Source organism: Cutibacterium sp. LaCa_255 (assembly GCF_057458005.1).
The window spans coordinates 2,395,065-2,417,956 of the sequence record NZ_CP190956.1; the positions used below are offsets into that span (position 1 = coordinate 2,395,065).

Annotated in this window: 16 protein-coding genes and 2 pseudogenes; 9 read left to right on the plus strand and 9 right to left on the minus strand. The window is 65.5% G+C overall.

All coding sequences use genetic code 11. The features are described from left to right. Positions 1-320: 320 nt before the first annotated feature. Positions 321-437 (minus strand): annotated as a pseudogene (locus ACP8ML_RS10920) (energy-coupling factor transporter transmembrane component T); the annotation flags it as partial. A 323-nt stretch (positions 438-760) separates the two neighbouring features. Here ACP8ML_RS10920 and ACP8ML_RS10925 point away from each other — a divergent pair. Then, positions 761-1,444 carry an EcsC family protein gene (locus ACP8ML_RS10925; protein WP_117189717.1) on the plus strand — a complete coding sequence of 228 codons (684 nt, stop codon included), beginning with the start codon at positions 761-763 and terminating at the stop codon, positions 1,442-1,444. Positions 1,445-1,474: 30 nt separating this feature from the next. Here the strand turns inward: ACP8ML_RS10925 and ACP8ML_RS10930 are convergent, their stop codons facing one another. From ACP8ML_RS10930 to pdhA, 5 genes and pseudogenes are all read right to left on the minus strand, one after another. Beyond that, positions 1,475-2,746: a threonine/serine exporter family protein gene (locus tag ACP8ML_RS10930; protein ID WP_117189718.1), complete on the minus strand. Its 1,272-nt coding sequence runs from the start codon at positions 2,744-2,746 to the stop codon at positions 1,475-1,477. Positions 2,747-2,958: 212 nt separating this feature from the next. After that, positions 2,959-3,471, minus strand: a pseudogene (locus ACP8ML_RS10935) (integrase core domain-containing protein); the annotation flags it as partial. Positions 3,472-3,638: 167 nt separating this feature from the next. Continuing rightward, entirely contained in the window at positions 3,639-5,048 is a 1,410-nt protein-coding gene (locus ACP8ML_RS10940; RefSeq protein WP_117189751.1) for a dihydrolipoamide acetyltransferase family protein, read from the minus strand. A 47-nt stretch (positions 5,049-5,095) separates the two neighbouring features. Next, positions 5,096-6,091 carry an alpha-ketoacid dehydrogenase subunit beta gene (locus ACP8ML_RS10945; RefSeq protein ID WP_065673411.1) on the minus strand — a complete coding sequence of 332 codons (996 nt, stop codon included), beginning with the start codon at positions 6,089-6,091 and terminating at the stop codon, positions 5,096-5,098. Further along, positions 6,091-7,146, minus strand: a complete 1,056-nt coding sequence (gene pdhA / locus ACP8ML_RS10950; RefSeq protein WP_171048670.1) for a pyruvate dehydrogenase (acetyl-transferring) E1 component subunit alpha — start codon at positions 7,144-7,146, stop codon at positions 6,091-6,093. The genes ACP8ML_RS10945 and pdhA overlap by 1 nt, the downstream gene beginning before the upstream one ends. Before the next feature lie 297 nt (positions 7,147-7,443). On the opposite strand from pdhA, the gene hemG reads away from it, so the two are divergent. From hemG to ACP8ML_RS10965, 3 genes are all read left to right on the plus strand, one after another. Continuing rightward, positions 7,444-8,796 carry a protoporphyrinogen oxidase gene (gene hemG / locus ACP8ML_RS10955; protein WP_249361333.1) on the plus strand — a complete coding sequence of 451 codons (1,353 nt, stop codon included), beginning with the start codon at positions 7,444-7,446 and terminating at the stop codon, positions 8,794-8,796. Then, a complete protein-coding gene (locus ACP8ML_RS10960; protein WP_252908540.1) occupies positions 8,793-10,094 on the plus strand; it encodes a TIGR04053 family radical SAM/SPASM domain-containing protein in 1,302 nt (433 codons plus the stop codon). The genes hemG and ACP8ML_RS10960 overlap by 4 nt, the downstream gene beginning before the upstream one ends. 279 nt (positions 10,095-10,373) lie before the next feature. Then, complete coding sequence (locus ACP8ML_RS10965; protein WP_333490151.1) at positions 10,374-12,494, plus strand: bifunctional metallophosphatase/5'-nucleotidase; 2,121 nt, start codon at positions 10,374-10,376, stop codon at positions 12,492-12,494. A gap of 256 nt (positions 12,495-12,750) precedes the next feature. Here ACP8ML_RS10965 and ACP8ML_RS10970 read toward each other — a convergent pair whose 3' ends face one another. Both ACP8ML_RS10970 and ACP8ML_RS10975 read right to left on the minus strand, forming a co-directional pair. Next, positions 12,751-14,646, minus strand: coding sequence for an ABC transporter ATP-binding protein (locus ACP8ML_RS10970; RefSeq protein WP_346723507.1), 1,896 nt, complete (start codon positions 14,644-14,646; stop codon positions 12,751-12,753). Continuing rightward, positions 14,639-16,609, minus strand: coding sequence for an ABC transporter ATP-binding protein (locus tag ACP8ML_RS10975; RefSeq protein ID WP_486702932.1), 1,971 nt, complete (start codon positions 16,607-16,609; stop codon positions 14,639-14,641). Before ACP8ML_RS10975 ends, ACP8ML_RS10970 begins: the two co-directional genes overlap by 8 nt. Positions 16,610-16,859: 250 nt before the next feature. Here ACP8ML_RS10975 and ACP8ML_RS10980 point away from each other — a divergent pair, with 250 nt between their 5' ends. The 4 genes from ACP8ML_RS10980 to ACP8ML_RS10995 all read left to right on the plus strand — a co-directional run bounded on the left by ACP8ML_RS10980 (position 16,860) and on the right by ACP8ML_RS10995 (position 20,613). Then, a complete protein-coding gene (locus ACP8ML_RS10980; protein ID WP_016666276.1) occupies positions 16,860-17,336 on the plus strand; it encodes a low molecular weight protein-tyrosine-phosphatase in 477 nt (158 codons plus the stop codon). 63 nt (positions 17,337-17,399) lie between these two features. Beyond that, positions 17,400-18,494, plus strand: coding sequence for a cyanophycinase (locus ACP8ML_RS10985; RefSeq protein ID WP_117189723.1), 1,095 nt, complete (start codon positions 17,400-17,402; stop codon positions 18,492-18,494). A 2-nt stretch (positions 18,495-18,496) separates the two neighbouring features. Beyond that, positions 18,497-19,189 carry a response regulator transcription factor gene (locus ACP8ML_RS10990; protein ID WP_270237372.1) on the plus strand — a complete coding sequence of 231 codons (693 nt, stop codon included), beginning with the start codon at positions 18,497-18,499 and terminating at the stop codon, positions 19,187-19,189. A gap of 50 nt (positions 19,190-19,239) precedes the next feature. After that, positions 19,240-20,613, plus strand: coding sequence for a sensor histidine kinase (locus ACP8ML_RS10995; protein WP_117189725.1), 1,374 nt, complete (start codon positions 19,240-19,242; stop codon positions 20,611-20,613). A gap of 58 nt (positions 20,614-20,671) precedes the next feature. Here the strand turns inward: ACP8ML_RS10995 and ACP8ML_RS11000 are convergent, their stop codons facing one another. Next, positions 20,672-21,718: a M23 family metallopeptidase gene (locus tag ACP8ML_RS11000; RefSeq protein ID WP_117189726.1), complete on the minus strand. Its 1,047-nt coding sequence runs from the start codon at positions 21,716-21,718 to the stop codon at positions 20,672-20,674. A gap of 252 nt (positions 21,719-21,970) precedes the next feature. On the opposite strand from ACP8ML_RS11000, the gene ACP8ML_RS11005 reads away from it, so the two are divergent. Next, positions 21,971-22,891, plus strand: a complete 921-nt coding sequence (locus ACP8ML_RS11005; protein ID WP_171048668.1) for an isoaspartyl peptidase/L-asparaginase family protein — start codon at positions 21,971-21,973, stop codon at positions 22,889-22,891. Position 22,892: the final 1 nt, after the last annotated feature.

Sequence of the window (22,892 nt, forward strand, 5' to 3'; positions counted from 1 at the left end):
AGCATCCAGCCTGGTGGCGCCTCATCCTGCCCTCTTGACAAAACCTGCACCCATATCAGGTGTACTGACCGGGTGACGTCGATCACCTTGATCGCAACCACTGCCGAGCCAACGACCCCTGCGAAACGAAACATCCAGAAGGCGATGAAGACCAAGAATGCGGAGACAGCCGTGTGCCACAGGACCGGAAGGGCGAAGCAGCAGAAGACCCACAGCATGACGAAGACCAGCCACCCGATCCACGTCTTGGGGCGAGTCGAGAGGGCGAGTGACACCACGACGACGCCGAGGCAGGCCAGCACCAGAGGCGTCGACCCCGCTCCCATGAGAAGGACGTTGAGGACGATGACGTAGAGGAACAGGGTGCGCGGGTCCACAGCGCCGTGGAATCCCCGAGTCCGGGGCCGAGGGGCGGTGGTCGGTGCACTTTCGGCCATGGCACCGGCCCTCGGGAGCGGGTGGGTGTGACCTTGTGGGGTCAAGGGCGCCTCATCACAATTCATAAGGCAACCCTAACCTATTGATTATCATCATTAACAAATAGGGGTCATTGACGACCTGACAAGGGGGGATGACCGCGAGCAAGACAGGCCCTCCTACTGGTGACGCTGGAGGGCACGCCACGTTCGGAGGAATCGCGGCCTCACGCAGGCACGATCACCACGGGTATTGCCCGACACCACCTCAACGCGAACAACCACAGGACTCGCCCCCGCCCCCACGGCTACCCTTGAGGTGAGTTGATCGAGAGGAGACCCTCGTGGGAATCGGAAGCAACATCGGCAAGGCCCTGCTGGCTCAGGCACCCGACATGGCACCCGGCGCGGCCGTCTCGATGCTGCGCAGCATCCTGGGATTCGCCATCGACGGTGCCTCATCGCTGCCGGGAGCGCGTCAGGCCGCTGGCAAGACCCTCACCAAGCACGACGGTGACGTCGAACAGGCCATCAACTCCCTCGTCAACCAGCACATCGCCATGGCCGGTGCACAGGGATTCGTCTCCAACCTCGGTGGCGTCGTCACCTTGGCCGTAACCATCCCCGCCAATATCTCAGGCGTCGCGATTGTCCAGGCCCGCATGGTGGCTACCATCGCCCACCTGCGCGGCTACGACCTTGACGACCAGCGCGTCCGGACCGCCATCCTCGCCACCCTCATGGGTCAGCGTGAGGTCGACAGCCTCATTCACGAGGAGAAGCTTCCGACGACCCCGATGGGCATCGCCACCGCCCCGGTGGGGGACGCCGATCTGGAGAAGGTTGTCGCCCGTAACCTCGTCAACGTCCTCATGGGCCAGGTTGCGGGCAAGAAACTGCCGGTCTTCGTCTCCAAGCGCGTGCCCGTGTTAGGTGGTGGAGTCGGAGCCACCACCGACGGGTTCACCACCTGGAGCGTCGCTCGTTACGCCCGCAAGCAGTTCCCGACCCGCCGCCCGCGCGGCTGAGGCCAGGATCTGTGTTCGGCCCGGGAGGCGTCAGAAGGTTTGCCGACGGCGTGCCCCGGGCCGATGTGTGCGGCTGCGACGAAGCAGTCCGACAGCCCGCGCAGCCGTCGTGCCGATGAGCAGACCCAGCGCGATCGAGCCAATGATTCCCGTGGACTCCAACGCCGTCGCGCCAGCCACGGGGGTACCCGCGCCCAGTTGGGTCAGGGACACCAGGCCCAGGGATCCCGGGACCAACAACCAGAAGCTCGGCAGGAAGAGCACCAGACGCGGTAGTCGCGGGCGATGCATCTCGATCACCGATGATCCGAAACTCGCCACGGTCGCTCCCAGCAGGCCGCCGCCCCAGGTGGCCCCGGCAACCGTCTGGCCGATGATCTGGAAGGTCAGGGTGGTGGCCAACATGAGGGCTACCCACGGGATGAGGTATCTGGGTATCGACTCCATGAGGCTCATCCCGGCGGTCAGGAGCAGGACGCCGAGGAATGGCACCCACAACCCTCGCCAGGGAATGATCTGGTTGTTGAGCTGGTCGACGGGGACCTTTGTCAGCCACGCCGCACCGAGAACACCCGCTGTGAACATGGCCAACTGGGCGGTCCCGAACCCCAGACGCGACGCGCCCGCCATCATCGCCCCTGCCGCCAGTTCAGCCACCCCGGTAACAATGAGGGCACCGGGAAGCAGCACCGCGATGGGCGGCAGCAGGCTTCGCAGCGGCCCCTCGATGAGTCCGAGTCGCGCGGCCCAGAAGGCACACAGTGCGACGACGAACGCGGCCAGGAACGGGGTGAGGACGGCCAGGGCCTTCCTCTTGCCGCACAACCATATGAATCCGGCGGTGACCTGGCCGGCCAGCACGGAGAACAGCACGCTGGGCCACAACGGCTGCAGTACCAGGGCGATGCCCGAGGCGACGCATACCATGCCACCATGCAGACCCAGGCGCGGGTAACGCGGCGGGATGGAACGCAAGTCCCGCAGTTGCTCGAGGGCCTCGACCGGGCCGATGGTGCCGTCGAGGAGCTGCTGACGGATACGAGCTGTGGTGGCGCTCTGGTCCAGACGGATGGTTCCTTCCACCGATTCGAAGGTTGCGGGGGTGCCACCTCCCAGGCTCACCACGACTCCGGTGGGCCAACCCTGTACCTGGACGTCGGGGCATCCCAGGTACCGACCGATGCTGCGGGTGTCGGCCTCCACCTCGTGCACCGGCTGACCACCGGCGATACCGGCTGCGGCAACGTAAGCCAGCAGTCGGCGGACGCCATTTTCGTCGAGCTCGTCCACTCCAGATCCCATCGTCGATACCGTCGCCAGGATCAATCGTCGCGCACCTTGGGCCCTTCGGCACGTCAGTGGCCGAAATCAATCTACGGGTCAGGGACGTAGGGATTTCACTCCGCCCAGCCCTCGTGCATACCCGACAACCCCGAGGAGAGCACAGACGGCAGCACACACCACGGCCACAACAGACACCCCCCGCACACTTCCCTCGACGACAGCTGTTTGTCCTAGATGTAATCGCCGGACAGGTTAGGTACGCGGTCGGCGGGTGATGTGCCTTTGAGCGCGGTGTGTCCGCGGTGGTGATTGTAGTGGTGCAGCCAGCCGGGGAGTTCGGCCAGGCGGTCGGTCTCGCTGGCGTAGGGCCGTGCGTAGGCCCACTCGGCGACCAGGGTCCTGTTGAACCGCTCGACCTTGCCGTTGGTCTTGGGCGTGTAGGGCCGGGTGTACTTGTGCGTGATGTGGGTGTCTTTGAGTGCCTTGGTGAAGGCTTTGGACCGGTAGCAGGAGCCGTTGTCGGTCAGGACCCGCTTGACGGTGATGGCCTGGCTGGCGAACCAGGCCTGGGCCCTGGTCCACAACCCGGCGGCGGTGTCCTTGCGCTCATCGCTGAGGACCTCGACGTAGGCCAGGCAGGAGTGGTCGTCGACGGCGTTGTAGATGTAGTGATACCCACCCCCGCTGGCGGATCGGCCACGGTTGCGTACTCCTTGGGCGCGTCCGACCACGCGAAGGCCACCGAGCCATACCCGGTGTTGGCAAAGAGATTCTCGTTGACAAGGACCGGTATTCCGACCACAGCGATGCACACAACCGGCGCCACGGCGCGAGACGATCACGCCCGAAAAACAACCTCGTCCGCGGTGAAAACACCGCACTGACATCCTCGACCAGCGGCCAAGGTCGATCAGTACAGCATTGCCGAGGCCGGGTCCGAGAGAATCTCCGCAACGTCATGGAGGAAGGTCGAGCCCTCCTCGCCGTCAATGAGGCGATGGTCGAAGCCGAGGCTCATCGTCGTCACCCACCTGGGCACGACCTCCTCGTCATCACCGGTCCCGACGACCCACGGACGTCGAGCGATCGTCCCGAGAACGAGGATCGCCGATTCGGTGCGGTTGACGACCGGAGTCCCTGCGTCAAGACCAAACACCCCAACATTGGTGATCGAGAAGGTGCCGTCGGTGTAGTCGGTGGGCTGGAGCTTGCCCTCCTTGGCGATGGCGACGATGCGGGTAATCTCCTCGGCCAGCTCGAGCATCGTCATGTCCTGGGCGTTGCGCACCACGGGCACCATGAGGCCGCGCGGGGTGGCCGCGGCGATGCCGAGGTTGATCTGGTCGCGGAAGACGATCTGGTCGGCGGCGTCGTCCCAGCGGGCGTTGACGACCGGGGTGCGTCCCATCGCCAGGCACACCGCCTTGCACCAGATGGTCAGCGGGGAGACGCGCAGTCCCTTGAACCTGCGGTCGGCACGCAGCCGGGCGACGAGGTCCATCGTCGGGGTGACGTCGCAGGTGAGGAAGGCCGTCACGAGGGCCTTGGTGTTCAGGGAATCCTTCATCGCCTTGGCAGTCACCTTGCGGACGCCGCGCACCGGGACCCTGCGAGTGTGACCGTCAGGCTCGGTCGGGACACCGCCGAGCAGACGACGAGACATCACCGACAGGGTCGCGAACTCAGCGTCGCCAGCAGAGGCACCGACGACAGGTGGTTCAGACGCGGCTTGACGACCGGCCTCCGCTGCCGCCTTAACGTCGCTCCTCGTCACCGCCCCCTGCGGGCCGGTGCCCGTCACCGTCGAGAGGTCGATGCCGAGGTCGGCAGCCAGACGTCGAGCCGGGGGCTTGGCGAGGACATGCCCGGCGCGGTCCATGCGCGGCGGATCCTGGCGCCCGGGCTGTGTCGGCTGCGCAGGTTCGGGAACGGGCTCGACATCAGTCTCTGGACCGGTCTTGAGGGTCGGCGTCTGGGGGGCCTTCTCGGGTGCCCTTTCAGCCGACACCGCGGCTCCCCTGCGACGACGGCGTCGACGTCCGGACTCCGCGGTCAGGTGACCGACGAGGAACTCCGGCTCCTCCTCGGGTTGGTCGTCGGAACCGTCGTCAATGGTCACCAGTGGCTCTCCCACAGCCACCGTCTCGCCGGGCTCGGCACACAGCTTCGCCACGGTCCCGGCGAAAGGGCTGGGGAGTTCGACGATCGACTTGGCCGTCTCGACCTCGCACAGCACGTCGTTGATCTTGACGGTGTCACCGGGAGACACCCGCCAGGAGACGACCTCTCCCTCGGTGAGCCCTTCGCCTGGGTCGGGCATGCAGTAGTTCTTCACGTGAATACCTCGTGATCGATGTCGGACGGTGGTCAGTAGGCCAGGGAGCGGTCGACGGCGTCGAGGATTCGGTCGACGTCGGGGATGTGCTCACCCTCGGCCTTGGCTGGCGGGTACGGGGTCGACCACCCGGTCACACGCAGAACCGGGGCCTCCATGACGTAGTAGAGCTCCTCGCCCAGGCGTGCCGCCATCTCCGCGCCAATGCCCTGGGTGCGCGGTGCCTCCTGGACGACAATCGCCCTCGTCGTGCGCCGCACCGACTCATAGACGGTCTGCATGTCAAGCGGGGAGAGGCTGCGCAGATCGACAACCTCGAGCTGGCGTCCCTCCCGGGCAGCTTCCTCGGCAGCGTCCAGGCAGGTCTCTACGAGGGGCCCAAAGCACAGCAGGGTGGCGTCGGCACCGGTACGGACGATACGCGCCTCGTGAAGGCCGAGTTCAGGGGTCTCGGAGACCTCGCCGCGGGTGTAGTAGCGACGCTTCGGCTCGAAGAAGATCACCGGGTCGGGGCTCTCGATGGATTGACGCAGCATCCAGTAGGCGTCGTCAGGGTTCGAGCAGCTGACCACCTTGAGGCCTGGGGTGTTCGCGTAGAACCCCTCCGGGGACTCCGAATGGTGTTCCGGAGAGCCGACACCACCGCCGAACGGGATGCGGATCGTCACCGGCAGGGACCACCGTCCGCCCACGCGGGCGCGATACCTGGCCAGCTGGGAGACGATCTGGTCGAAGGCAGGGGCGTTGAAGCCGTCGAACTGCAGCTCGACGCAGGGACGGTACCCACGCATGGCCATGCCGATGGCGGTTCCGACGATGCCCGACTCCGCCAGCGGGGAGTCGATGACCCGACGGCCGCCGAACTGGGTCTTGAGGCCGTCGGTGATGCGGAAGACGCCGCCCAGGGTTCCGACGTCCTCCCCCATGATCACCACGTGATCATCGGCGGCGAGGGCGTCAGCCAGGCCCGCGTTGAGGGCCTTGGCCAGGGTGGTCTCCCCCTGTGGGCGTGCACCGTTGTCGCTCATCAGTTGTCCTCCTCCCACGAGGCGATCTCCTCGGCGTCGGCCAGGACGTCGGGGGTCGGCTCGGCGTAGACGTCCGACATGAGCTCGGCCATGACGGGCGTGGGGTTCTCGTGGACAGCGGCGCGAACCTCGGCCCCGAAGGCCTCCTCGCGCTCAGCCAGACCGTCAAGCCATTCCTGGTCGATGACCCCACGATCCTGCAGGTAGGTCTGCAGCCTGACGATGGGGTCGGCCTTACCCCACGTCGACTCCTCTTCCGCGGTGCGATAGCGGGTGGGGTCGTCGGTGGTGGTGTGAGCACCCATGCGGTAGGTCCACGCCTCGACGAAGACTGGCCCCTTTCCACTGCGGGCATGGTCGAGGGCCGATCGCAGTACGGCCGTCATGGCGACGACGTCGTTCCCGTCCACCTGCACCGCCGGAATGCCAAAGCCGATCGCGCGGCGGAACAGGGACGTCGGGGACTGCACCGTTGTCGGCTCCGAGATGGCCCATTGGTTGTTGACACACACGAAGACCACAGGAGCGTTCATCGAGGCTGCGAACACGTAAGCCTCGTTCGTGTCCCCTTCGCTCATCGCCCCGTCACCGTGGAAGTCCAACACGGCAGCCCGAGCGCTTCCGGACTCAACGTCGCGCTGAATACCCATGGCGTAGCCGACGGCATGCAGGGTGCCCGACCCGATCATCACCGGGTAGGCGCTGAAGTGTGTGGCGACGGTGTCCCAGGCGCAGTGCGCCTTGCCATTCCACGAGTCGAGGATGTCGGCGACGCTGACCCCCATCGCGTGGGCAAGACCCTGCTCGCGGTAGGTCGGGAAGACCTGGTCCCCGTCACCCAGTGCCAGCCACGCACCGGCCTGAGTGGCCTCCTGGCCCATGTGTGGGGGCCAGAGGCCGAGCTCTCCGTGACGCTGCAGAGCGGTGCCCTCGACGTCGAGACGCCGAACCATGGTCATCATCTCGAGGGCCTTGACGAGGTCCTCGTCGCTCAGCTCGACAGGGAAGTCAGGATGGGGGGTGAGGCGTCCTTGGTCGTCGAGGATCCGCACCATTGCAGGATCCGGACGATTGACGGGATGGTGTGTTGCCGGCGGGACGAATGGGTCCGGATCGCCCTCGTCGGCACTGATGTTCTCGGTCACATCTTCCTCCTGGTCGAGTGTTCCGTGCTTCATTCTGGACGCCGACTAGCCCAGTTCCAAACAGAACTTACCGCTCCGTAGGGAGCCAACAAGTCTGAGGTTACCGTTCCGTAGGTTATCCACGGTTTCGACCCCGGTCGTCGGCTCTCACAAGCTCTTGCGTACTATCAACTGGTGAGCAAAACAGTGGCGATCATCGGTGCCGGGATGACAGGCCTGGCAGCCGCACACCAGCTGCGGAGCCACGGTTGCCGAGTCGTCGTCCTGGAAGCAGGACCGAGTGTCGGCGGACAGGTCAGTTCCCGTCGGTTTGGGGCCGACATGGTCGAGATGGGAGCCGAGGCCGTACCGCTGCGTGCCCCAGGCGTCTCCGATCTGGTGTCGGAACTGGGGCTGACGGACTCGATGCGTCATCCCGCCCCCGGAGGCACCTTGTTGTCGAGCCGACGCGGGGTCGTGGAGATGCCGGCCGGAGTGACGCCGGTCGGCCCCACGAAACTCCTACCGACGATCACCTCGCGGATCCTCTCTCCCATCGGCCTGCTGCGAGCCGGCCTGGAGCCCTTCACCTCCCGCCCACACCCTGACGACGTCAGCGTCGGCCAGTTCATCTCGGAACGATTTGGTGACGAAGTCGGCCGAGCCGTCGTCGATCCCCTGCTGGGTGGCATTCACGCCGCCGACGTCGACAACTTTTCCCTCGCGGTCGCGGCTCCGGCCTTGAGGCAGACCGTCAGGAAGGGTGAGTCCCTCGTCACTGGGACCCTCAAACGCAATGCGGTCGCTACATGGTCGCGCATTCGTCATCGTCCTCAGCCCTCCGGACCCCGCACCCCTGCCACCGCGACATGGGAACACGGTTTGGTGACACTGCCGGAGGCGCTGGCTGGGGACCTCACCGTGCACACGAACACCCGTGCCACGGGAATCCGGCAGGTTGGCCATGAATGGGTCGTCACCGTCACAGGACCGCGAGGAATCGGATCAGTTGCCGCCGACGATGTCATCATCGCCACGCCCGCCAGGGTCGCTGCAGCTCTGTTGTCCACCGCACACCCCGATGCCTCGGAGTTGCTGTCCCGGTGTGAGAGCACCACGGTTGCCACGCTCGTGGTGCGAACTGACCAGGTGGATCACCCGATCGCCACGGCTCAGACGTGGTTCATCGGCTCGGAATGGTCCCCGTTGGTACGCCAGGTGACGAATCTCTCGACGAAGTGGCATCTCTCCGAGCCCACTCTCCGGATCGCCATGGGGCGTCACGGTGGAACCCCCATCGACGACCTCTCCGACGACGACCTCGTCACCATGACCATGGCTGAACTGGAGCGTCTAGGATTGAGTGCTCACCCTCACGACCACGTCATCGAGCGTCACCGTGGCGCCATGCCGCAGCCAGTCCCCGGCCACCGGGAGCGCATGGCCACACTCGCCACCATCCTTGACGACACCGGACTCCACGTCGGCGGGGCCGGGATCGACGGTGCCGGAGTCGGCACCGCCATCGTCGCCGGCCGACGTCTTGCCCGTCAGATCACCTCGAAGGAGGAGGAGAAGTGACCACTACCACTGATCAACCCGAGCGGCCAGTGCAGCCCGGACATCCGGGTGCGTCCGCGGGTCATCCTGCCGGGCATCCCGGTGGCCACCCAGGTGGACATCCCGGCCACGGCCCGCTCGTCCGCGAGATCAAGCACGACCTCAACGACAAGCCCTTCATCGTCATCTGGGAGGTCACCCGCGCCTGCGCCCTGGTCTGCCAGCACTGCCGCGCCGAGGCCCAGCACCACGCCGCCCCCGGCCAGTTGACGAACGCCCAGGGCCACGAACTCATCGACCAGCTGACGAGCTACGAGCGTCCCTACCCGATGCTCATCCTCACCGGTGGTGACTGCTTCGAGCGTCCCGACCTCGTCGACCTCATCGAGTACGGCGTCAGCAAGGGCCTGCACGTGTCAATCTCACCCTCGGTGACCCCACTGTTCACGCGTGACCGGGTCAAGACCGTGCAGGATGCCGGCGTCTCGATGATGTCGATGTCCCTCGACGGCGGCTCCCCTGCCACCCACGACGCCTTCCGCGGTTTCCCGGGAACCTTCGAGCGCACCGTCGAGGCCTGCCACATGCTCAACGACCTCGACATGCGCTTCCAGCTCAACACGGTGTTCACCGCCAAGAACATCCACGAGGCACCGCAGATGCTCAAGAACGCCATCGACCTCGGTGCGTTCATGTTCTACACGTTCATGCTTGTTCCGACCGGACGCGGCGCCCAGCTCGACATGCTGTCACCGCTGGAGCGTGAGGACGTCCTGTACTGGCTGCACGACAACTCCACGCGCATCGCCATCAAGACGACCGAGGCGCCTCAGTATCGGCGCATCGCCTTCCAGCGCGAGGCTGTCCGTCAGGGCAAGGAGCGACCGGTTCGCCATGGCGAGCTCTACGAGTGGCTGACCCGCGAGACCAACGAGCTGCTCGGCGACGTCATCGAGGACCCACGCCCCCCGCGTACTCCACTGGCCATCAACTCCGGGTCCGGATTCGCGTTCATCGACCACACCGGCGACGTCTACCCGTCGGGATTCCTGCCGATCCACTGCGGGTCGATCAAGGAGAAGCCCTTCCCCGAGATCTACCGGACCTCCCCGGTGTTCCAGGGACTTCGCAACCCGAACGGGTTCTCCGGCAAGTGCGGAGCCTGCAACTTCAACCACTTCTGTGGTGGGTCTCGTTCGACGGCCTACGCCATGACCGGGGACTATCTGGCCTCCGACCCGTCCTGCGCCTACGTGCCGCCGGGCTACCACGGAGAGCTGCCGGAGAGAGTTCCCGCTGACGGACTACCGAGGGTGTGACAAGGATGTTCCATGGACCGGACGCCGTGACGACACCGTCACGGCGTCCGGTCCATTGTCGGTAATTTCCGACACCGCCAATCAGTACCTCCATTCTTGAAATCAATAACACAAGGTTCGCCTATCCTCAGTACTCCTCGCGCCGAAGTGACGGAGACATGAATTCCTCATGGCGAAGTTCCTCCGACCCCTTGCGAGCTCGGCCAGAAATGGGCGACGCTAGCTGTGTATGCCTTTTGGGCACAACATGAGTATTCGGACGAACCCCAGGGAGAACCCATGAATCACCGATGCAGGGCCCGAATTGCCGGCCTATCGGTGCTGTGCGTGGCCGGGATGGGCGGCAGCTTCATTGCCAACCCGGCCTCTGCCGCACCAGACGGAAGCGGCGCCCCGTCCGCGCCGGCCACATCATGCAACGGCGACAAGAACGTCGAGATCTTCAACGTCAACGACTTCCACGGTCGCATCGCCACGGGTGCCAACCTCTTCACCCCGGTCGTCGAGGCCCGCAACGCGAATGGAGCCGACAAGGTTCTGCTGCTGAGTGACGGCGACAACGTCGGTGGCTCGACCTTCGAGTCCGGCTCCCTCAATGACGAACCGACCATCGCCATGCTGAACGCCGCGGGCGTCGAGGCCAATGCCGTCGGCAACCACGAGTTCGACAAGGGCTGGAAGGATCTCGCCGAGCGCATCATGCCGCACACCGAGAGCCCCTACCTGGGTGCCAACGTCTACGAGAAGGGCACCAAGAAGGTTGCCGCTCCCCTCAAGGCGTCGACCGTCATCGTCAAGGATGGTGTCCGTATCGGCATCGTCGGAGCCGTCACTCATGACCTCCCCTCCTTGGTCTCCCCCGCCGGCATCTCCAACCTCACCATCGGTGACCCGGTCAAGGCCGTCAACGCCGAGGCCAAGCGTCTCAAGAGCGAGGGCCTGGCTGACGTCGTCGTCGCCGAGTACCATGAGGGCGCTGCTGACGGTTCCGCCGATCCGGCCAGCCAGGGCGGTAACTTCGCCCCGATCTACGCCGACACCTCCTCCGACGTCGACCTGGTCTTCAACGGCCACACCCACCAGGTGTACTCGTGGAAGGACAAGGCCGGCGCCCCACTGCTGCAGGCCGGTTCCTACGGCGCTCACCTGGCCAAGGTGAAGGTGGCCTGGGACTCCGAGCAGAAGAAGCTCTGCTCGACGGACGCCTCAATCACCGATCCGGCCAGCACCCCGGCCGACGACCCGACGATCGCCAAGATCACCTCGATCTACGAGGATGCCAAGGCCAAGTCGGATGAGGTCGGCGCCACCGTCATCGGGCACGAGACCGCTCCGATCACCACCCCGTCGAACGAGACCGACCAGAAATTCGCCGCCAACGTCCGTGACCGCGAGTCGACGATGTCCAACATGGTCGCCGACATGTTCAAGGACACCCTCGGCAAGGGCGACCCCAACTTCATTGGTCTGCAGAACCCCGGTGGAACCCGCGCCTCCCTGCTCGAGAAGGACATCACCTACAAACAGGCCGCCCAGGTGCTCCCCTTCGCGAACACGCTGATGACCACCAGGATCACCGGCGCTCAGTTCAAGAAGACGCTGGAGCAGCAGTGGCAGCGTAATGACAAGGGCGAGGTCCCGTCACGTCCGTATTTGCAGCTCGGCGTCTCCAAGAACGTCACCTACACCTACGACGAGTCCCGCAAGGAAGGTGACCGCATCACCTCCATCCGGATCAACGGCGAGCCGATCGATCCCAGGGGCACCTACACCGTGGGTTCCGGTTCCTTCCTCATCGCCGGTGGTGACAACTTCACCGAACTCGCCAAGGGATCCAAGCCGGTCGACACCGGAAAGATCGACCTGTCCGCCTGGGTTGACTGGATCAAGGCTCAGAAGACCCTCAAACCTGACTTCGCCAAGCGTGCCGTCTCCCTGACGACCTCCCTCAAGGAGGGCATGTCCAAGGATGCCACCTTCACCATTGGCAAGCCGGCTGACAAGGCAGTTGCCCCCGACACCGTCGACTTCACCTCGAAGGACTCCGTCGTTAACAAGACGATGAAGACCCAGATCGTTCAGGGTGATAAGACCGTCGACGTCGCCACCACCCCGGTCAAGGACGGTTCGTCCTCCGTGACCGTCAAGGTGCCGACCGCCAAGGGTCTGGTCAGCGGTGAGGCCACCATCGTCTTCACCTTCCCGGATTCCGGCACCACGGTGCGCTTCGCCGCCAAGCTGTCAGTACCGTCCGGCGATCAGCCTGGTGGCGCTGTGATCCCGGCCCCGAAGCCGGGCCAGTCTGGCACCCCGGGCCACGACGTCAACCCGGGAGGAACCCCCGGATCTGACAACGGCTCCAGCAACGGCAAGCCCGGCCTGCCGAGAACTGGTGTCTGATCCAAGGATTGACACAACCTCATACTGAAGAACCCCGGCCTGGGAGTGATCCCGGGCCGGGGTTCTGCTGTGACTGGGGGCAGCGCGACGTGCGCAGGGGTGAGACGTGTCGACGTGGTGGAAATCTCGGTTACGACCGTGGGTACTGCCACCTGTCGTAGCAGCACCCACCATCAGGATCGCGATTACCACACCACACGTGGGGGCCGGTTCAACCCCGCCTCGGGGACTCCGGGCCGAGCCCAGGACGCCACCGTCAGGCGAGGGACTCCTGCCAAGCGTTGTGGAGTTCGGCGTAGCGTCCGCCCTGGGCCTCCAACTCGGCGGGGGAACCATCCTCCTGGATCTGGCCGTGTTCCAGCACGAGCACCCGGTCGGCGATCTCCACCGTGGACAGACGATGAGCGATGATGACGGCGGTCCGGTCGGCCAGGATCGTCCGCAAGGCTCGCTGCACCAGACGCTCCGAGGGGATGTCCAATGACGACGTCGCCTCGTCGAGGATCAGCACCGCAGGATCAGCGAGGAAGGCCCGGGCAAACGCCACCAACTGACGCTGACCGGCCGACAGACGTCCACCGCGCTGGGACACATCGGTGTCGTAGCCCTCGGGCAGGGCATCGATGAACCCGTCAGCACCGACCGCGCGGGCGGCGGCTTCGATCTCGTCGCGGGTCGCGTCGGGACGGCCGAACGAGATGTTGTCGGCGATGGTGCCGGCGAAGATGAAGTTCTCCTGGGTCACCATCGTCACCGCGCGACGCAGGTCGGCGTCCGACAGCTCGCGCAGGTCGTGGCCGTCGAGACGCACGTGACCGCACGTCGGGTCATGGAACCGCGAGATGAGCTTGGCAATCGTCGTCTTGCCAGCGCCCGTCGTTCCGACCAGAGCGACCGTCTGACCGGCAGGAATGTGCAGGTCGAGGTCGGGCAGCACCTCGCGCTCGGAGTTGTAGCCGAACATGACGTGGTCGAAATCCACCGCGCCGTCGGCGGTCGTCAGCTCCATCGGCTCTTCCGGCTCGGCTACGGCGGCTTCCTGCTCGAGCACCCCCGAGAGTTTCTCCAGGGCCGAGGACGCCGACTGGAAGGTGTTGTAGAACTGACCGATGTCCTTGAGGGGCTCGAAGAACTGGCGCAAGTACAGCAGGAAGGCCGTCAGGACGCCGACCGTCGTCCAGCCGCGCAGGGCGAAGTAACCGCCGATAAGCAGCATGAGTCCGATGGTGACGTTGCCGATCAGGGTGATGCCCGGCATGAAAATTGCGAACAGTCGCATCGCCCGGACGTTGATCCCACGGTAGCGGTCGGCCAGCTCGGTGAAGATCTCCTGGTTGCGCGGCTCGCGACGGTATGCCTGGACCGCTTTGATGCCGGTCATCGTCTCGGAGAACTGGATGATGACCTGGGCCGAGGCGTTGCGCACCTTGCGGAAGGTCCGGCTCGACTCCGTCGAGAACCATTTCACCAGCAGGGAGACGAAGAACAGCGACGCCAGGCAGATGAGGCCCAGCCTCCAGTCCATGACGAGGAGCATGACGCCGGTGCCGATGAGGGTGAGAACGGCCGACACGAGACCGTCGACTCCCTCCTCCATGAGGTCGGCGATGGCGTCGATGTCGCTGGTCATGCGGGAGACGACGCGCCCCGACGTGTACTTGTCGTGGAAGGCGACGTCGAGGCGCTGGAAGTGGCGGAAGACGCGACGCCGCAACTCGAGCAGCACGTCCTGGCCAATACGGCCGGACACCCGCAAGAAGTAGATACGGGTCGTCACCTGGATCACCAGGGCGACGAGCATGGCGATGACGGTGACAACGAGGTTGCGCGCCGAGCCGCCGTGTATGAAGGGCGGGATGCCCAGGTCGATGCCACGGCGAACCAGAGCCGGGGACGCGAGTCGGGCGAGGTTCTCGACGACGATGGCCGCCAGCAACACCCAGACCACAGTCTTGTAAGGCTTGAGGAGGGACCACAGCAGAGCCCGGGAGCGAGCCTTGAGCAGGCCGGCGGCCTTGGCAGAGACCTCGCTGGCCTCCTCGTTGGCGACGCCACGCCAGTCCTCGGCGGTGCGCTTGTCCACTGCCGCGCGTTTCTCCTCGGCGGTGGGCATTTCGGAAGTGGTGTCGTGTTCTGCCTTCTCGTCAGGCACGATCAGCCTCCTCTCCCGTGGTCTCCACGGACTCCCCGGACATCCCCTGCTCGGCGTCGTAGTCGGCGCTCAGCAGCTCCCGATACTCAGGGACGGTCGCCAGCAACTCCGAGTGCGTACCGATGTGGGTGATCGTCCCCTCTTGCAGCAGGGCAACTCGGTCGGCCAGCAGCACGGTGGACGCTCGGTGTGCGACGACGATTCCCGTCACCCCGACGAGGCCCCGCTTCAGGGCCGCCTCGACGAGGGCCTCGGTGTTCATGTCCAGGGCCGAGAGGGTGTCGTCGAGGACGAGGATGCGAGGCTTGGCGAGCACCGCGCGGGCCAAGGCCAAGCGCTGACGCTGACCTCCCGACAGGCTCATCCCTTGTTCACCGATGCGGGTGTCCAGACCCCACGGCAGGTCCCAGACGAATCCAGCCTGGGCGACGTCGATGGCCTCGGTGATCTCCTCGTCGGTGGCCTCCGGGCGACCGAGGGTGAGGTTCTCTCGGACGCTCATCGAGAACAGGGTGGCCTCCTCGAAGGCGGTCGCGACGATGCTGCGAAGGTTATCGACCTCAAGGTCGCGGACGTCGACGCCGTCGATACGGATTGCGCCACCGGTGACGTCGGCGAGCCGCGGAACCAGGGCCGTCAAGGTCGTCTTGCCGGATCCAGTACCGCCGACCAGGGCGATCGTCTCGCCGGGAGCAATCGTGAGGTCGACGTGGCGCAGGACGTCCTCGTCGGAGTCGGGGTAGTGGAAGGAGACGTCGTCGAGGACGAGTTCGCCCTCCGGATGTTCCAGGCGACGCGGCCCGTCGTGGATGGTCTCGGGAGCGTCGAAAATCTCGGTGATGCGATCGGCGGCCGTCATGGCGTCCTGGGTCATCGAGAGCAGGAACCCCAGCGAGGCGATCGGCCAGATGAGGCTGAGCATCAGGGTGATGAAGGCGACCAGAGTTCCCAAGGTGAGGTGGCCGTGGGCCGCCGCGTAGGCGCCGATGGCCAGCACGACGATGAGGGTGAGGGTTGGGATGGCCTCGAGGAAGGTCCAGAAGGCCGACACCAGTTTCACGCGGTCCAGGCTGGTTTGCCACAGGGTGGTCGCCTTGCCGTCGAACCCCTCGTAGACGTGTTCGGAACGGCCGAAGGCTTTGATGACGCGCAGGCCATGGACCGATTCCTCGACGGACGACGCGACGTCGCCGGTTTGGTCCTGGATGGTGCGGGAGATCTTGACGTAGCGACGCTCGTTCCACAGACACAACCAGACAATGGGGACCGCCGAGACGAGGACGACGATGCCCAGCGGCCAGTACATCCGCAGCAACAGGATCGTCACGACGACGATCTGGAAGGTGTTCATAATGATGAACAGCAGGCCGAATCCGAGGAAGCGGCGCACCGTCGACAGGTCGTTCATGATGCGGCTGAGCAACTGACCCGACTCCCACTGGGTGTGGAAGCCCAGCGGTAGGCGCTGCAGCTTGGCGTACATGTCCAGCCGGATGCCGGCTTCGACGCCCAAGGTGGCGCGAGCGACGACCCAGCGGCGCAGGAACATGAAAAGGGCCTCGACGATGCCAACCCCGATCGCGGCGGTACCCAGCACCCACAGACCACGATGGTCGGAGTGAGCGACGGGGCCGTCAATGATGCGCCGGGTCAGCAGCGGGGTGACGATGCCCGCCATCGTCGACAGGAAGGCGAAGACCACCATCGCGGTGAACCGGCCGAGATACGGGCGCATGTACGTGCGGGCCTGCCACAGGTTCGCAAGCCGATTTCCGTTCGGAGAGGGTGGTGCGAGAGCCAGTTCGCGCGTCAGTGCGTCGGCGTAAAGAGTGCGAACCTCGTCGCTGATCCCGGCCTCGGTGGCCTGGGTGCTGTGTTCTGACGTTATTGTGGGCATGAATCTCCCGGCGAGTTGGTTGGTCTGCTGGTCCACCCGCGAATGGCGGGCTGCGGTGTCACTCACTCAGGAATTCATGGTTCGAGGATATTGCGGTTTAAAGTGTGGATCTGGGATTTGAGACAAGAGACGCCGATACGTCCGGTCCGTGACCCGGCGCCGGCAAGAGTCGTGGCGTTGACGTTCACGCCGTCCCCTTGCGCGGTTCTTGGTGGCAGTTCGTGGCCGGTCTAGGCCGTTCGCCACGAGTATGAACCTCGACATGCCCCTTCCCGCACCGGGCAGACTGGACCCATTGACCACGGAAGGAACCCCTGTGAGCAACGAGAACACCCCGTCCGTCATCTTCGTGTGCTGGGGGAACATCTGTCGTTCCCCCATGGCTGAATTCGTCGCCAAGAAGATCTTTGCCGACGAAGGCCTGGACGCCCGCGTCACCAGCGCCGGAGTCAGCGACGAGGAGCACGGCGGCCCGATGGACTCGCGAGCCAAATCCGTCCTGACCTCCCACGGATACCCCTGCTCGGGCCACAACGCCCACCAGATCGACGAGTCCGAGATCATGTCCGCAGACCTTGTCATCGCCGCGGAACCGCGCCACCTCCAGATGATGAAGCAGATGGCCCCCGACGCCGACAACCTCCGCCTCATCCGCGACTACGACCCCAACTGCGACCCTGGCACCTCCCTGCCGGACCCTTGGTTCGGCTCGACCGACGGGTTCCAGGACACCCTCGACGCCATCGAGTCCGCAATGCCTGGAATCGTTGACGAGGTGCGCTCACTGGCCTGATCGGTTCCCCGCCATCGCACTGGTCCGCCGAGACCAATCGGCCTGGCACTATAGGCTGTCCCCATGAGTTTGTTCTTGGTCGGCGGAGGGTACGACGACTCACTGGTGGAGGTCTACGACGAGTTCGTCTCCCAGGCCCGGCATCACAATGTTGACGCTCCCATTGCGGTAGTGGTGGCGGGTCCGGCCTCCGAATCCGCTGACCAGGCCGCTGGACTGACGCGCATCGTCACCTCCCGGTGGGCCGACGCGAACATCCTCACCATCCACCTCGACGGCCCGGGAACCGCCCCGACGATGGGCGACCCGGCCACCCCGCTGTGGACCGAGAACGAGTCCTTCCAGCTCCCCGACAACCTCGACTCCCTCGCCGGCATCATCGTCGGCGGCGGCGCCGTGCCCAGTTACATCAACGGCCTTGCACCGGCCGCCGAGCAGCTCTCAATGCTGGTGCGCGGCGGTGCTCCCTGGCTCGGCTTCTCGGCCGGTGCGATGGCCCCGTGCGTCACCGCTCTGGCAGGGGGCTGGAAAATGCAGGGACGCCAGGTCGGCCAGCAGACAGGTGCTGAGGGCTTCGACGAGGTCACCTTCGTCGAAGGCCTTGGCCTGGTCAGCCTAACCATCTCCACCCACAACGACACCCTTTCCGGCGACGGCCTCATCATCTCGGCCGTCGAGTCCGGCCTGCTTCCCAACGCCGTTGCCGTCGACGAGGCCACCTGCCTGCGCATCGACGCCTCGACCGGCCACACCGAGGTGATGGGACGTGGCCTGGTTCGCTGGTTCACCCGCGAGGTCAACGGAGTTCTCGTCCGCTCCCAGCGCCCCGTCACCCCGGAACCGGCTCCAGCCCCGCACAAGCCCCGCTTCGACGGTCTGGCAAAGGTGGCGGCGGCGACCCGTGCCGCCCACGACAAGGAGGAACGCGAGAAGGCAGCCCGGGAGCGCGCCGAGGAGAGACGTCGCGCGCGGGAGTCCAAGTCTGCTGACGACGAGACCAAGACCACCGAGGGCTCCGCCACCCCCGAGGACGCACCTGCCGCGGCAGCCGACCCCCAGGCTGCCGCGGACCCGACCCCGACGGCAGGCCCGGTACCCGATCCCCGCTCGGATGCCGATCCCACTGCACAGCCCCCGACGGAGGACGTCAAGCCATGAGCATGCACATTCTCGTCGTTGACGACGACCGCGCGGTGCGAGAATCCCTCGCCCGATCCCTGCAGTACAGCGGCTACGAGGTCGACAGTGCTGCTGACGGCGTCGAGGCCCTCGCACACCTGTCCGGCAGCCATCCTGACGCCGTCATCATGGACGTCATGATGCCTCGCCTCGACGGTCTCGAGGCCACCCGGATGCTGCGCAGCAACGGCAACGACGTCCCGATCCTCGTCCTCACCGCCCGCGACGCCGTTGACGACCGCGTGGATGGCCTGGATGCCGGGGCCGACGACTACATGGTCAAGCCCTTCGCCCTGGACGAGCTGCTGGCCCGCCTGCGCGCCCTGACTCGTCGTTCCCGTCCCGAGCCGGAACCCGCTGAGGCCCCCGAGCAGCTGTCCTTCGCCGATCTCACCCTGGACCCAGGCACCCGCGAGGTCGCCCGCGGCAGCCGTCGCATCAGCCTGACGCGCACCGAGTTTGCCCTGCTCACCGTCTTCCTCCAGAACCCGGATAAGGTGCTGGAACGCTCGTGGCTGCTGCACGAGGTGTGGGGATTCGACTTCCCGACGACCGCCAACTCCCTCGAGGTGTACATCGGCTATCTGCGTCGCAAGACCGAGCATGATGGTGAGCCGCGTCTCATCCACACCGTCCGCGGCGTCGGGTACGTGCTGCGGGAAGCGAATTCGTGATCCGTCGGTGGTGGCGGAGGCTGCTGGATTGGCGTCCACGTCCGCTTCGCATGACGATGGGGCGCCGGGTCAGCCTCCTGGTGTCGATCTCAGTCGTCGTCGCGGTGGCATTGACCTCCCTGTCCGCCTGGCTCATGACGCGCATCTCGCTGTACGACGAGCTGGACGAACAGCTGACACGGATGGCCACCACCATCTCCCCGAGCGTAGCCGCTGACCCTCAAAACCTCGGCGGGCTGGAAGCCAGCTCTCTGGCGGCCACGAACACCACACTCATCCTGGTGCGCGCCGATGGCCAGGTTGCCACCGCTCCGGGAGCCGAGGTCACCGTCACCACCGGGGTCCAGGAGCTTGCCGTCGCCCGTACCGGAACCGGTGTCAAGGCCCGCACTGTCATGGACTCCCGTGGAGTTCCGGTACGCATCGTCGCGATCCCGTTCACCTCGGACGGGGTGCACTACGCCCTCGTCGCAGGGCAGAACCTCACCGGCACCAAGGCCACCCTGGGATCACTGTGGATCGTCCTGGTCGGCACCAGCCTGGTCGGCATCGTGCTGACGGCCATTGCCGGATACGTGGCCGGCAACTCTGCCACACGACCGCTGCGTGACCTCTCCCGGGCCGTCCACCGAGTGACGGCGACCGACGAGCTCAGCCCCATCCCGGTCCGCTCCCACGACGAACTGGGAGACCTCACCGTCTCCTTCAATGCCATGCTGTCGTCCCTGTCGAACTCACGGGAACGCCAGAAGCAGCTCATCGCCGACGCCTCCCACGAGTTGCGTACCCCGCTGACATCCATGCGTACCAACGTCGAGCTGCTCATCGCCGACCAGAACAGCCACATGCTCCCAGACCCGGCGCGCAGCGAGATCCTCGACGACGTCGCCGCTCAACTCGGCGAGTTCTCCAGCCTCATCGGCGACCTCGTCCAGCTGTCGCGCGAGGACGCCCCTCCCCCTCGACCGCAGTATTTCGACTTGTCAGATGTTATTTCGAAGGCCGTCGAGAGAGGACGGCGACGCGGCCCGAACCTGGAGTTCGACGTTCACCTGGACTCCCATCCGGTGCTTGGTGACGAGGCAACTCTTGAGAGAGCCGTGACGAACCTGCTCGACAACGCCGTGAAGTTCTCCCCCACCGGGGGTACGGTGACGGTCACGATGGACGGTGACACCGTCGTCGTCAGCGATGAGGGGCCGGGCATCGACGAGGCGGATCTGCCACACATCTTCGACCGGTTCTACCGCTCCGACCAGGCCCGCAACACTCCCGGCACCGGCCTGGGCCTGTCAATCGTGGCGCACACCGTCACCAGTCACCAAGGCTGGATCAAGGCGTCGCGAGCTCCTGGCGGTGGCGCCATGTTCACCATGTACCTGCCGCGGCAGAAACCCCCCGCCGAGGAGTCAACGACACCCTGACGACCGGGCTCATCTCGGCCGGCAGATCCCGCACTGCCCAGGCCAGCAGCCAGGAAGCTCAGTGACCTGGATCGCTGCTCGTCGAGGTGACGGGCAAGGACTTCTGTGACGAGGTCGGCTGCCCTGATGCCGGCTCCGTCGTGGGTCCGGGCCGTGAAGGGCTGGTTGACGGCGCCTTCCCAGGGGTCGTCGTCGAGACAGAAGACGGTGTGGGAGCACTCGGCTTTCGGCTGGGCCTGACCGGCGTGGAGCTGGGCTTGGAAGGACTGTTCGACGTGGTCGGACGGCTCGGGGTACCCGACGGATGCGGGGTGGGCGGCACCGGATCAGGATGGTGCAACTCACCGGCAGGAACGGTCGCTCCCCTGACAGGCTTGAGTTTGTCGAGATTCACGACAGCAGGCTTGCCATTGAGCCACGGCAGCGGGTCGGTGAACTGTCCGTTGACGACGACCTCATAGTGCAGGTGGCATCCCGTTGAGTACCCGGTCGTCCCGGACAAGGCAACGGCCTGGTGGACGTCAACCCTTTGCCCCACCCTTACTCCGATCACCGACAGGTGGTTGTAGGTCGTCGAGACGTGCTTACCGGCGATCATGCCGTGATCGACCTCGACCCGACTCCCATACCCACCCGCAGGGCCCGCGAAGGCGACCTTTCCTGGTGCTGACGCACCTACCGGGGTGCCACACGAAGCTCCGAAATCGACGCCAGTGTGCAGCTTCCAGACGTGGAGGATGGGGTGGAACCTCATGCCAAATGGTGACGTGACCGGGCCGTTGAGCGGTTTCGACAGCAGAACCCCGGTCGGCATGGCAACCCTGGACACTGCCGGACTCGGGGTCGGGGTTGCAGCCTTTGCCGGGGCGAGGACTCCAGGGTTGACGGGGGCCGGGGACTGAGTGATGTTCGGGGTCGGCTGGGTCGTGTCAGACCAGGACGCCGACCATGCGGTGGACATCGGCCTGGAGACGAGCTGTTGGTGATCAGGGACGGCTCGCAATCCCGGGTCTGACGGCCATGCGGCAGTCACCGACAACCCGACTACAGCGACTCCGACACCACCGGCGATGACGGTCTTGATGGCCTTGCCCCGCGACACCATGGACAACCCTCCTCCACGCCGTGAACATTATTGTCACCCTCGTTGGCTCCCTTTTCCACCCGGCTGGAGCCTTCGTCTCGGCATGTTCATCCACATGTCACCTGCCACGACGAGGGGTTATCCACAGGAATCCTGTGGATAACCCTCATGGCTGGGGAAAACACATCGATGTCGTTCCACAGCAGGTTCCGAGACCGGTGGACAGACCCTCAACCATCCCGTGAAAGCCACCTCGACGTCTACGCTCTGTGCATGACTAGTCACGTCGTCGATCAGCTCGGCCCCACTCTCGTCATCCACGGTGGCGCAGGCAACGTTCCGCCCCGAACCGGCGAGGATGCCGAGAGGTTCCGGCTGTCCTTACGGCACGCTTTCGACGCCGGCCAGGCAGTTCTTGACGCTGGTGGGCCAGCCCTTGACGCCGTCACAGCCTCGGTCGTGGCGATGGAGGACGATCCGCTCTTCAATGCCGGACGAGGTGGGGTCCTCACAGCGAAGGGGACGGTTGAGACTGACGCCGCCGTCATGACCGGCCACGGACATGCCGGGGCGGTGTGCTGTTCACGTCATGCCCGCAACCCGATTCGTCTGGCCCGGGCCATCCTCGCCATGTCACCCCATGTCCTGCTGTGCGACCCTCCTGAGCAGGTCTGCCGAGGCTGGGGTCTGGAGGTCGAGCCCCCGGAATACTTCGTGACTGACGCTCGCCGGGAACAGCTGGAACGGGTACTTGCCGGACGCCACCAGGCCCCGAGGCATGGCACAGTCGGGGCGGTCGCCCGGGACTATCACGGTCATCTTGCTGCTGCGACGTCTACGGGCGGGATCGTCGCGTCGTCAGTAGGTCGCATCGGTGATTCCCCGGTCGTCGGGGCCGGTACCTTCGCCCGGGATGGGGTCGTGGCCGTCTCCTGCACCGGTGACGGCGAGGCCTTCTTGCAGGGAGTGGTGGCCCACGAGGTGGATGCTCGTATGAGACTGGCAGGTGAACCCGTCAACCACGCGGCCATGGGAGCCCTCACCGACGAGGTCTCGTCACGAGTCACCGACGGCGCACCAGCCACGGGAGGCCTCATCGCCGTCGACGCGTCCGGACGTCTCGTCGTCTGCCATGTGTCGGCGTCCATGCTGGCCGCCTGGCCAGATCACGGCGAGGTGCTGACCTCGGTGTGAG